The sequence below is a fragment of the Bradyrhizobium sp. MI1.7 genome (genome assembly GCF_055811795.1).
Genome location: NZ_JBVVPO010000018.1, coordinates 121,439 through 133,059 on the forward strand (window position 1 = coordinate 121,439; position 11,621 = coordinate 133,059).

Consider the following 11,621-nt stretch of genomic DNA (forward strand, 5'->3'; position numbering starts at 1 on the left):
GATGTCAGCGGAGCTCGATGCAGGAAGGGACGGCTTCGCACCGGCGGAGTTTGTGTCTCTCTTAACGCGCCAGTGGCGATGGGCCGCGGTGACGTTCGTGATCGTCGCCTTAATAGCGATCACGGCTCTGAGCCTGGCGAAGCCGAGGTGGGAAGCCTCGGCGACGGTCAGGATCGGACAGGTCTATGATGCGCTATCTGGTGCGGTCCGGCCAATCGAGCCGCTTCAAGATGTCCTAGAGCGAATGCGTGTAAATTCGTTCCAGCGAGATGCCTTGAGAAGCAAAGGAGCGTCGTCGGAGGACGCTACTCTGGACGAACTTCTCGGGACTGCCAGAGTCGATTTAATCCCCTCGACTGGGCTGATCCGCATTAAAGCGCGCGGTTCAAGCGCAGACGAAGCGACGTATATCGCAACGGCTCTGTTCGATCACTTGTCGTCCATGCATGGAGAGCTGGTGCGGGAGGCGCGCGCGGGAGCCGAGCTACTGGCGAAGCAATATACACAGGAGCTTGCTAGCCTGAGCGAGACCCAATCGAATCTGGAGAAGGCATTTTCGGCTGCTAGCAGTCCGGGCGCCATCGACGGCGCAGTGGCTTCAGCCACGATTGCATCGGCCATGGAAAGAAACGCCAGGGAGATGAGAGAGCTCGATCGCCAAAGATTTCTTTTGCTCCAGCGCAATCAACGCCAGTCGATCTTCACCGAGATGATAGGCCAGGTTTCATCGGCGCGAATTGCGTCGGTGAGTAGAAGTCTCGTCATCGTGTTCGGCTTGGTCATTGGACTGGCTGCAGGACTTGTGGTCGCCTTGCTACGTGACTATTTCGCTAGATCGCGATCTCAGCGGCTATAGTTCCGGCACCTTCCGGTTTCGGAAGCGCGATAACTTAGCTTGGGCCGGCCTCTACGAAGGGCATGGAAAGCGTCTCAGCGATTTGATACGTGGTACGTCGGATCTCGGCGCGGGACCAATTAAACTTCAGAGGGCCGCACGTGAGCGGAAGTCAATTGCCGAAGCATCCCAAGGTGTCGATCCTGCTCGCGGCCAGAAATGGCGCCGAGTTTATCCACCAGCAGCTCGATTCCTATCGCGCGCAGACTTACACGAATTGGGAGCTCGTCGTGTCCGATGACGGATCGAGTGATGACACGCTGGCGTTGGTCGCAGAATTCGCTAAATGCGTATCGCAGCAGGTAATTGTCCTTCACGGTCCAAGACAGGGCTTCTGGCAGAATTTCGCCTCGCTCGTCCGAAGCCCCGAAGTTTCGGGCGATTTGATGGGCTACAGCGACCAGGACGACATCTGGTTCGCTCACAAATTGGCGGATGCCGTCGCCTGGTTTGAGCGAATTTCGGAACACCGGCCGGCGCTGTTTTGCACGCGGACGCAGCTCGTCGACGAGCGGGGGCGGGCGATGGGTTTCTCGCGAGAGTTCGGGCGTGCACCGGGGTTTGCCAATGCGCTTGTCCAAAACCTCGGCGGTGGCAATACCATGATTTTCAACAAGGCGGCGCAACTGGCCCTTCAGAAAACTCCGCCGGACGCGGCGATGGTCGCGCACGATTGGTGGACGTACCAAGTCATCACGGGTGTTGGAGGGCTCGTGCATTACGACACCAAGCCCAGCCTGGCCTACCGTCAGCACGGAGAAAACGTGTTCGGAAAGAACGTCGGTCTTCAGGCGCGCCTCACAAGGGCGCTTGGGCTGGCTTCCGGGCAAATGGCTGGATGGAATGAAATCAACCTAAGATTGCTGAATCGACTCCGCGGCGAGCTCCTTCCGGAGAACGTTACTATTCTCGATCTGTTCGCGAGGGCACGAACGGCTTGGCTGCCTGTTCGATTATGGTTACTTTGGAGATCGAGGGTTCACCGGCAGACGGCAATAGAAAATTTTGCGCTCTATCTTGCTGCGATCTTCGGCCGGATTTGAACGAACTGAAGCTGGGAACCGGCCCTGAGTGAACGCGCTCAATTCTACTGGACGGGACTTCATGAAAATCGAACGATTGAGAATTCCGGACGTGTTGCTAATTACGCCGCTCCGGCATGCCGATGAGCGTGGTTCGTTCTCTGAGACGTTTCGGGCAGATCTCCTCGGCGCCTATGGCGTAGACGTGGACTTCGTGCAGGATAATCACGTCACCTCGAAGAACCGCGGTGTCGTGCGCGGCCTGCACTACCAGTTGGCGCCTCGCGCACAGGGAAAGCTCGTGAGGTGCTCAAGGGGGGCCATTCTCGACGTTGCGGTGGACGTTCGCGAAGGGTCACCGACCTTCGCGAAGCATGTCGCCGTCGAGCTGTCCGGGGACAATTGGCAGCAGATCTGGGTCCCGCCCGGTTTCGCGCATGGTTATGTTACGCTGGACGACAATTGTGAGGTCATTTATAAGACTACCGACTATTATTCGCCGGGTCATGAGCGGGGGATCGCGTGGGACGATCCCGCGCTCCAAATTGATTGGCATATCGCCCCGACCAAGGCCACTTTGTCGGACAAGGATCGCAATCTCCCCCGCCTGGGCGAGCCGGCACGGCGCTCCAACCAAAAGTTGTAGGACGATCATGCGGGTACTTGTGACTGGAGGCGCAGGGTTCATCGGATCGGAAGTCTGCCGTCATTTCGTTTCCGGTCTCGGTCTCGATGTTATCGTGCTGGATAACCTAAGTTACGCTGGCAATCTAGCGTCGCTCGATCCCGTCTCGAGCAGCCCGAGATACGCCTTCGAAAAGGGCGATATCTGCGACCGGGAAGCTGTCGATTCCATTTTCAGGAAATATGAGCCGGGGGCGATCGTTCACCTTGCGGCTGAAACCCATGTTGACCGTTCGATCGCCCAGTCGGACATTTTTATACGAACGAACCTCCTCGGGACGTTTACTCTCCTCGACGTGTCGCGTCGCTATCTCGAGCGCAGCCCGGCGAGCATTGCCCAGTCGTTTCGTTTCGTGCACGTCTCGACCGATGAGGTCTACGGATCTTTGGGGGCTGAGGGTGCCTTCACCGAGACGACGGCCTATGACCCGAGCTCTCCCTATTCCGCCAGCAAGGCCGGGTCCGACCATTTGGCCAAGGCATGGCACCGCACCTATGGCCTGCCCGTGATCGTCTCGAACTGTTCGAACAATTACGGGCCTTACCAGTTTCCGGAAAAGCTCATTCCCTTGATGATTCTGAATGCGCTCGAGGGCAAGGCGCTGCCGGTCTACGGAAATGGCCTGAACATCCGCGATTGGCTCTATGTGGAGGATCACGCACGCGCGCTCGCCACAATTCTAGCCAAGGGCCGGCCGGGGCACACCTACAATGTCGGCGGACGCAACGAGAAAACCAACTTGGACGTGGTGCGGCAGATCTCCACCCTGCTGGACCAGCTGCGGCCGACCGGCACGTCACATCATGAGCTGATCTCGTTCGTGACGGATCGCCCAGGGCACGATCTCCGTTATGCCATCGACGCCACGAAGCTGGAGGGCGAGCTAGGCTGGCGGGCCAAGGAGACGTTCGAGACGGGTATCGAGAAAACGGTGCGCTGGTACATGGATCGTGCCGATTGGTGGCGACCCTTGCGGGAGGGTGTCTACGGTGGCAAGCGGCTTGGTCTTATCGGGCAAGACGCTTCATGAGGCTTCTAGTCGTTGGTCGCGAAGGCCAGATCGCCCGATCGTTGCGCGAAGCGGCTAGGGGGGAGGATGGCCTCATTCTCCAATGCGTAGGACGTCCCAACGCAGACCTATTGCGGCCCGGAACGGTAGCTGCAGCCATTTCTCAATTCGGCCCGGACATCGTCGTTAACGCGGCGGCCTACACGGCCGTTGACAGGGCTGAAGACGAACCGGATCGCGCTTTCGCGATCAACCGGGACGGCGCGCGGGAAGTTGCAGCCGCTGCAGCAAGCGAGAGCGTCCCTGTCATCCACTTCTCGACCGACTACGTCTTCGACGGGAGTAAATCCGGCTCTTACGAAGAGCAAGATGCTCCGAACCCACAGAGCGTCTACGGACGTTCGAAGGTGGAAGGAGAGCTAGCTGTGATGGCAGCCAACGCTCAAAACATCGTGCTGCGGACGTCTTGGGTGTACGCGCCGTTTGGGGCCAATTTCGTGCGGACGATATGGCGCAAGCTCGTTGAGGGGCAAAGCCTCCGGATCGTCAATGACCAGACTGGTTGTCCGACCTATGCGCCGGACCTCGCCCAGGCCACGATCACGCTCGCGCGCCGGCTGTTCCAGACAGGCTGGCGATCCGACTATTCCGGAATAACGCATATCGCCGGTCCCGACGCTCTCACCTGGTACGACTTCGCGCGCATGATCGCAGAAAGGCGCGCGGCCGAGTCCGCAGGATTGAGTAGGATCGTTCCGGTTTCCGCTTCCGAATATTCGGCAAGCGCCATTCGTCCGGCGAACTCGCGTCTATCGACGAAGCGACTGCAATCGGTTTTCGACATCCGGCTGCCAGCGCTCGCGGCGTCGCTGGACGACTGCCTCGATCGTATCTCAAAGGAGTAGGGAGGCTTATCTTGAGAGGAATCATTCTTGCCGGCGGCAGCGGCACGCGGCTGTACCCGATGACCCTGGTGACCTCGAAGCAGCTGTTGCCGGTCTACGACAAGCCGATGATCTATTATCCGCTCACGACCCTAATGCTCGCAGGGATCCGTGAGATCCTGATCATCTCGACGCCCCACGACCTGCCGCAATTCCAGGCCCTCCTTGGCGATGGGAACCGATGGGGCCTGTCGCTTTCCTATGCGCAGCAGCCGAAGCCGGGCGGTCTTGCGCAGGCTTTCATCATTGGCACGGATTTTGTCGAGGGCGAGCGCTCGGCCCTCATCCTCGGCGACAATATATTCTTCGGCCAAGGGCTCCATCAGTTGTTGGCCAACGCCACGGGCCGGACGAGTGGCGCGACGATCTTCGCTTATCGAGTCGCCGATCCAAACCGCTATGGCGTGGTGGAATTCGATGAAGGGGGCAAAGCTCGCTCGATCGAGGAGAAGCCGCTGAAGCCGAAATCGAACTTCGCGGTCACGGGTCTTTATTTTTACGACGAGCAAGTGGCAAGGCTGGCTTCGAGCATCAGGCCATCGGCGCGCGGCGAATTGGAGATAACCGATTTGAACAGGCTCTATCTCGAGCGTGGGGACCTGCACGTCGAGCGATTGGGTCGCGGCTTCGCCTGGCTCGATGCGGGGACACCCGAAAGCCTGCTTGATGCCGCGGAGTTCGTCGCGACAGTCGAGAAGAGGCAGGGCTTTCGCATAGCCTGCCCGGAGGAGGTCGCCTTCAACGAAGGTTATATCGACCGCGCTCAACTCGAGCGGCTGGCAGCCGATATGGGCAAGGGCGATTACGCGACCTACCTACGCAATCTGGCGAATGCTTGAGCACGTGTGACTTGCGGGGCAAATCGGCCCGTCCGACGGGCCAGTAGGAGACTCCGCTAGTTCGGCTGTTTCTCGCTGATTAGCCGTGGCGTCACGCACCATAGTGCGATCATGATCACCACCCCGTGCGTCAGCAGCGATGTAGTCAATGGCGTGTTGGTCAGTATTTGCGGCATCAACCCGCTCGACAACAGAACGAACCGGGACGGCAAGCCGGACGAGACATAGTTGGCAAAGGCGAAAACGGCGCCGCATGTCAGTGCCGATATTGGGGCCAACCACAGGCCCACCGATGCCACGCCTTCGGTCGCGAACAGCGACGAGTTCATGTATCCCATCGTGTAGGTATTCTGCATCACCACCGAAAGGGGCGCGTCGTAGGGGCACGCCATCACGCGCTTGAGGAACGATATTTGACAGAAGTAGGTGTGCGGGTGAGCTGAAAAGAATGAATTGTAGATGTCCAGGGCGCTCGATTGGATGGCGAACATGCGGATGTTGACCACCTTGAAAAAGGCTTCGGACAATCCGGCGTGTCCCGGCGGAGCCAGGTTGGTCAGGACAAGGCCGATTGCAAGAGGCAGCAAAAGGGACAGGATTGAGGCGATCCTGGCCTCGAAGAGTGAGACCAGGATCAGGAGCCATAGCAAAAACGCAGGCGCAAACAGGGCAGCCTTGCTCAACGTGATCGGATAGAAGGCTAGCATCAGCAGGAGGGTGAACGCGGCTCGCTTCGCTTGGCGGCGCTCCAAGTGGGACGCGAAGGCGAACGGCAGCAATGCACTCTGCGCGATGCCGATCGCGTAGCGTATCGGCGCCGGAAAATCGATGCCCTGACGGAAATCGTAGATGCGCTCGAGCGACACGAGCCGGAAATTGTATTTCGATGCAGCCAGAAGCGTGATGAGCGCCAGGATCTCGATGCCCAACAGCAGCCTCCCCAAGGCGCATTCTGAGAGCTCAAATCTTCGCTTGGGTAGAGCGGGCGATACGATCGCCACAGCGAGAAAGGCAAGGAAGGACGCCATTGCAGAGAAGCTTGCGAGCCGGTGATCGTAGGGATATCTCGAAAACGTGTTGATCCAGAGGAATCCCGCCATCATGGTGAAAAGGCTAAGTGCGGTCACATAGCCGAAGCTGAACCTTGCGGCCGCAAACAGCGCGATCGCCGCACATGAGAAGGCCGTGACGATCGCAGCCGCCTCGAAGAGGTGCTCCTGATGAAAGGGGATGTAGTCGAGCCGCTTGGAGACCTCGAAAAGCGACAGGCAGCAGAGCGCCGCGAGCAGACCCAAGAGACATATGATGGTTGCTCGTCCCGCGAGGAAGGACTCTTCCAATTTCTGCACAGTCATCGCGTGCTGCTTCTTTCCGTCGACAAAAGCTCTCGAATGAATGTCCATCCAGTCGTGGAGCTCGGAGACGTGGCTCTCATTTTTCTCCGGCGCGCGCGGCTGTGCCAGTTGGCTCTTTCTGGCTTTCGACATTGGCGCGCTGGTGTATACATAGTTTCCGCTGGGGTCCTATGCTGGCTCGCAAGTAGAAAAGTGGGCGCAATGTATTTTGTTCTCTCGAAGACCGTTGGCGAGCTACTCACCCCATCAACGTTCATTGTAGTGCTTGCGTTGATCGGCATCTTCCTTGTGTTGTGCCGTCTGCGCGTTCTTGGCAGCCGTTTGTTGATTCTTTCGGCTATTCTTCTGGTGTTATGCGGGTTATCGCCAATCGGTTTTTGGCTACTGGACCCGTTGGAGAGTCGCTTCCCTGTCTGGGATGGATCTCAAGGGAGTCCGACCGGGGTTATCGTGCTAGGGGGTAGTATCGACGCCGACCTTTCGTATGCGCGAGGAGTGGCCGTCTTTCCAACGGGGGCCGATCGCCTGATTGCGGCAGCCGAGCTCGCCCGGCGTTATCCAGCGATTCCCGTTATTTTTACTGGTGGGAGTGCGAACCTAACAAATGGCGCGCGCGAAGCGGATTTCGCCGCGGATGTTTTCTCAAGATTAGGATTGCCTATGGATCGTGTGACCATCGAGAGAGAGTCTCGCAATACCTTTGAGAATGCAAGTTTCACGAAGGCTATTGCGCTTCCGAGACCAGGGGATCGTTGGTTGCTTGTTACGTCTGCTTATCATATGCCGCGATCGGTCGCATTATTTCGAGCTGCCGGTTTTTCCGTCGAGCCGTATCCGGTGGATTGGCTGACGCCTGGATCGTCGGGTAGCGATTTGACTGATCGTCCCCTCTACGGATTGCGTCGCACCGATCGAGGATTTCACGAATGGTTGGGGCTGCTCGCAGATTGGATGTCAGGGAGAAGCAAAGAGCTCTTGCCGTCCTACCATCCGCCGGAGAGCAACTGAACAATCATTGGTGGATCCAGCGGGCCATCGGAGAAGGTCAGTATACTGAGGATGAGCCATGCGCTGAAGATGGCCGCCGCGCTACCTAATGTCCGACCCAAGTTGCCCCCTCCCTTCGATCCTGAGCGACTGACTGTGTCTGCATCCAAAGTAATTTGAATGATATCGCCGAAGCTAAGTAACCGCAAGCGAGAGCTAATACCAGGGCAAATCGAGCAAAGCTACGCCCTTGTTTGCGCTAATCTTTCTTTCTATAGATGCCGTCTAGAGGTTGCTCCAAATGTACGTGATCGGAATTAGCTCGGGGATCAAGCACGGCCACCATGATGGCGCGGCCGTGTTGTTGCGCGACGGCGAGCTGATTGCTGCCGCGGAAGAGGAAAGGTTCACGCTGGCCAAGCATGCGCGCGGAGAGCTTCCGCGCGGTGCCATCGGCTACTGCCTGAAGCAGGCCGGCATCACCATGCGCGACGTCGACTGGATCTGCTCGCCGCTGAAGACCTACACGAACTACACGCAGCGCCTCACCGAATATTTCAAATACCAGTTTGGCCACAGCCCGAAGATCGAGCTCTACGACCATCACCTCTGTCACGCCGCGAGCTCGTTCTACGGATCCGGTTTTTCCGAGGCGACCGTCGCCTGCTTCGACTTCTCCGGCGATTCCAGCTCCGGCCTCGTCGCGCATGCGCGCGGTAACGACTTCCGCGTGCTAACGCGGTTCGGCCGCAACAATAGTCTCGGGCTCTATTACGGGATGCTGACCCAGTATCTCGGCTATCAGATGACCAATGACGAGTACAAGGTCATGGGCTTGTCGTCCTATGGCAGCCCCGACTATGTCGACAAGTTTGCGAAGTTATTGCGCCCGGCCGGCATCAATTACGAGCTCGATCCCGAACTCGACAAGCGCCGGCGCGACACAGAGATCTTCACCAGCGATTTCTCGACGCGGCAGGAGCGAATCTTCACCGAGAAGATGGAGGAGATTCTGGGGCCGCGGCGCCTGCGTGGTGCGCCGCTCGACCAGCGGCTGACCAACATCGCCGCGAGCGGCCAGAAGCAGCTCGAGATCGTCACCACCGAGGTGATCCGCTCCGCGATCGCCGAGACCGGTTGCGGCGACGTCTGCATCGCCGGTGGCGTCGGCCTGAACTGCAAGATGAACATGGAGATCGCGGCCGAGCTGTCCGTGAAGCGTCTCTACGTTCCGCCGGTGCCGCATGATGCGGGTGTGGCGCTGGGCGCTGCGATGATGAAATGCGCGGAGGCTGGCCACACGATCGCGCCGCTGACCCATGCCTATTGGGGACCGGAATACTCCAACGACACGATCAGGGAGACGCTGGACAAGATCGGCGCACGGTTCGAGCTGCTCGACGATCCCGTGTCGCGCTGCGTCACCGACCTGACGGAGCAAAAGACTGTCGGCTGGTTCCAGGGGCGGATGGAGTATGGTCCGCGCGCGCTCGGCAACCGTTCGATCCTGGCCGATCCCAGGCATGCGGGCATGAAGGACCGCATTAATCTCACCATCAAATATCGCGAGGAATTCCGTCCATTCTGCCCGTCGGTGCTGTACAAGCACCAGGCCGAGTATTTCGAGGACACGTTCGACGCGCCCTTCATGGTGGTGACGTTTCCGGTCAATGAAAAAGTCGCCGAGACCATGCCCGCGGTGGTCCATGTCGATAACACGGCGCGCATCCAGAGCGTCCATGCGGACAGCAACCCGCTCTATAGCCGCCTGATCGGCGAGTTCGCGAAAGCGACCTCGTTGCCGGTCCTGATCAACACCAGCCTCAACATCAACGAGCAGCCGACAGTGAATGCTCCGTTGGAAGCGTTGCACACCTACTTCTGTTCGGGCCTCGATGTCCTCTATCTCGGAAATTACAGGTTATCGAAGTCATCTCACTCGGCCGCATAAGTTTCCGGTCCTATCGCATGCTTTTGTCTCGTTGGTCCGGTGCGGTGCTTTGCCGGGTTCAACGTGAGCGACCGTGGGAAAGGGCTAGCAATTGACAAGTCAGCGGCGTTTTGCCTTTTTAGGTTTGAATCGTTGCCGCCGCTTTTTTGGTTTGCTAGATTATTGTGCAGATTGGGCGTTTCCAAGCGGGTTGCACGAGTGGATAGGGACCTAAAGGAGTTTAGGAGGTTGGAGCGCATCTGCTTGCAGCAAGCGGATCTCGCGACGACTGACCTTGAGCGAGATTCCTATCTGAAGGTGGCCGAGGATTGCCGGCGAGCCGCAGAGGCTATCGAGGCGAAAGCCAAGTCGGACCAAGGTCGCCGGTAAACCGTGTGAGGTCACCAGCCGACCTAGGCCAAGTGTCAATGACAATCCGAGGGGAAACCTCCCGCATTCTGGACCGACAACGCAAGTAGTAAGCCGGTGTCGAGGGAAATCTGCTGTTTCCATCCAGTTGCAATGGCCTTGGAGATGTTAAGCTCGAGCGAGCAGAGCAGGCTGTCATGCGTGTCCTGCTGGCCGATCATTCTAAAGAGCGAGCTCAACAACTGGGGTTGTACGCGGAAGAGCCGCGGGCTTTTTCCGGATGCCCTTCCCAGACGCTCAATGAAATCGGGCGTGGAGATTTGTTGGCTGTCGGCCACCAGGAAGATCTCGAAATTGCTCATCGAATCGGGGTGGGCTAGCCGGTGCAGGATGAACGACGAGAGGTTCTGCACGGCCAGGAAGGCGCGCTGGTTGCGGATCGCGGCAAAGGGCAGCGGCAATCCCAGATTGACCGCTCGTGTCAGTAGGGCAAAGTTCCCTTTAGCGCCGGCACCATACACTAATGGCGGCCTGATTACCGAAATCTTCATAGCGCTGTCGCGTGCGAGCGTCCTGAGTTCTGCCTCGGCCACAGCCTTGGACATTCCGTAAAGACCGCGTGGCGTGAGGACGTCATCCTCGCTGAAGGGGGCGCGGCCCTCATTACTGCGACCATGCACGAGAACGGTGCTTACGAAGATGAAGTGACGCACTCCGGCCCTCGCCGCGCTGCGCGCGAGGTGTAAGGTGCCTTCGATATTGATTTTGCGATAAAGGTTGACCGCGTGCTCCTCGTGCTTGTGATGTACGCGCGCGGCGAGATGGACGATGGCGCTGACACCGGCAAGCGCAGCCCGCCAGTCAGTTTCCGGGCCGATCGATTCGATGACGACCGCGTCCCCTATTGCCTCCGGCCTGCGGACCGCTCCGCGCATCGCCCATCCCCCACCCAGAAGCGCGGATGCAAGATGACGGCCGATGAAACCGTTGGCTCCCGTCACCAGCACGACCGGTTTACTCTCGCTCATCATTGCTCATCGTTGCTCATCTAAGACCTGTGAGGCATGTCAGGCCGCGGTCGATCCGAATTCCGGAACCGCATCCTTCAGGATCGTCTTGATCGTGGCCCGATCGTCCCGCGCGATCGCCTGCTCCAGCGCCGCGATCCATTTGCGCAGCGTCTGCATCGGCGGCTCGTTCGGCTGCGCGGCCATGATGCCGGCGACACCGATCTCGCGGGTCGGCTCCTCGGAGGCGAACAGGATCTCGTGCAGGCGCTCGCCCGGCCGCATCCCGGTGAACACGATCTCGATGTCGTAGCCGGGCTGGAGCCCCGAGAGGCGGATCATGCGCTCGGCGAGATCGACGATCTTCACCGGCTGGCCCATGTTGAGCACGTAGACCGAGACATCGGGGCGCTGCGTTCCGAGCGCATGCGTTGCCGCCGTGATGACGAGATCGCAGGCCTCGCGGATGGTCATGAAGTAGCGGACCATGTCGGGATGCGTCACCGTCACGGGGCCGCCGGCCTCGATCTGGGCCTTGAACTTCGGCACCACCGAGCCGTTCGACGCCAGCACGTTGCC

At 59.0% G+C, this 11,621-nt stretch carries 11 protein-coding genes; 8 read left to right on the plus strand and 3 right to left on the minus strand.

Going from position 1 to position 11,621, the window contains the following annotated elements:
• The first annotated feature begins 1 nt into the window (after position 1).
• The 6 genes from AC0L3X_RS18885 to rfbA all read left to right on the plus strand — a co-directional run bounded on the left by AC0L3X_RS18885 (position 2) and on the right by rfbA (position 5,394).
• Positions 2-856 carry a hypothetical protein gene (locus tag AC0L3X_RS18885; protein WP_473316671.1) on the plus strand — a complete coding sequence of 285 codons (855 nt, stop codon included), beginning with the start codon at positions 2-4 and terminating at the stop codon, positions 854-856.
• 155 nt (positions 857-1,011) lie between these two features.
• Positions 1,012-1,938 carry a glycosyltransferase family 2 protein gene (locus tag AC0L3X_RS18890; RefSeq protein ID WP_473316672.1) on the plus strand — a complete coding sequence of 309 codons (927 nt, stop codon included), beginning with the start codon at positions 1,012-1,014 and terminating at the stop codon, positions 1,936-1,938.
• A 61-nt stretch (positions 1,939-1,999) separates the two neighbouring features.
• A complete protein-coding gene (rfbC, locus tag AC0L3X_RS18895; protein WP_473316673.1) occupies positions 2,000-2,563 on the plus strand; it encodes a dTDP-4-dehydrorhamnose 3,5-epimerase in 564 nt (187 codons plus the stop codon).
• A gap of 7 nt (positions 2,564-2,570) precedes the next feature.
• On the plus strand, positions 2,571-3,632 hold the full coding sequence (gene rfbB / locus AC0L3X_RS18900) for a dTDP-glucose 4,6-dehydratase (RefSeq protein WP_473316674.1): 1,062 nt from the start codon (positions 2,571-2,573) through the stop codon (positions 3,630-3,632).
• On the plus strand, positions 3,629-4,516 hold the full coding sequence (gene rfbD, locus AC0L3X_RS18905; RefSeq protein ID WP_473316675.1) for a dTDP-4-dehydrorhamnose reductase: 888 nt from the start codon (positions 3,629-3,631) through the stop codon (positions 4,514-4,516). Before rfbB ends, rfbD begins: the two co-directional genes overlap by 4 nt.
• 11 nt (positions 4,517-4,527) lie before the next feature.
• Positions 4,528-5,394 (plus strand): glucose-1-phosphate thymidylyltransferase RfbA, encoded by an 867-nt coding sequence (rfbA, locus tag AC0L3X_RS18910; RefSeq protein WP_473316676.1) that lies wholly within the window; start codon positions 4,528-4,530, stop codon positions 5,392-5,394.
• Positions 5,395-5,450: 56 nt separating this feature from the next.
• Here rfbA and AC0L3X_RS18915 read toward each other — a convergent pair whose 3' ends face one another.
• Entirely contained in the window at positions 5,451-6,881 is a 1,431-nt protein-coding gene (locus AC0L3X_RS18915) for a hypothetical protein (protein ID WP_473316677.1), read from the minus strand.
• Between the two features lie 69 nt (positions 6,882-6,950).
• On the opposite strand from AC0L3X_RS18915, the gene AC0L3X_RS18920 reads away from it, so the two are divergent.
• Both AC0L3X_RS18920 and AC0L3X_RS18925 read left to right on the plus strand, forming a co-directional pair.
• Positions 6,951-7,757: a YdcF family protein gene (locus tag AC0L3X_RS18920; protein WP_473316678.1), complete on the plus strand. Its 807-nt coding sequence runs from the start codon at positions 6,951-6,953 to the stop codon at positions 7,755-7,757.
• A 280-nt stretch (positions 7,758-8,037) separates the two neighbouring features.
• Entirely contained in the window at positions 8,038-9,687 is a 1,650-nt protein-coding gene (locus AC0L3X_RS18925) for a carbamoyltransferase family protein (protein WP_473316679.1), read from the plus strand.
• Positions 9,688-10,091: 404 nt separating this feature from the next.
• Here the strand turns inward: AC0L3X_RS18925 and AC0L3X_RS18930 are convergent, their stop codons facing one another.
• Together AC0L3X_RS18930 and AC0L3X_RS18935 are read right to left on the minus strand one after the other, a co-directional pair.
• Complete coding sequence (locus AC0L3X_RS18930; RefSeq protein ID WP_473316680.1) at positions 10,092-11,063, minus strand: NAD-dependent epimerase/dehydratase family protein; 972 nt, start codon at positions 11,061-11,063, stop codon at positions 10,092-10,094.
• 39 nt (positions 11,064-11,102) lie between these two features.
• On the minus strand, positions 11,103-11,621 hold a 519-nt coding region (locus AC0L3X_RS18935), incomplete at its 5' end, for a polysaccharide biosynthesis protein (RefSeq protein WP_473316681.1).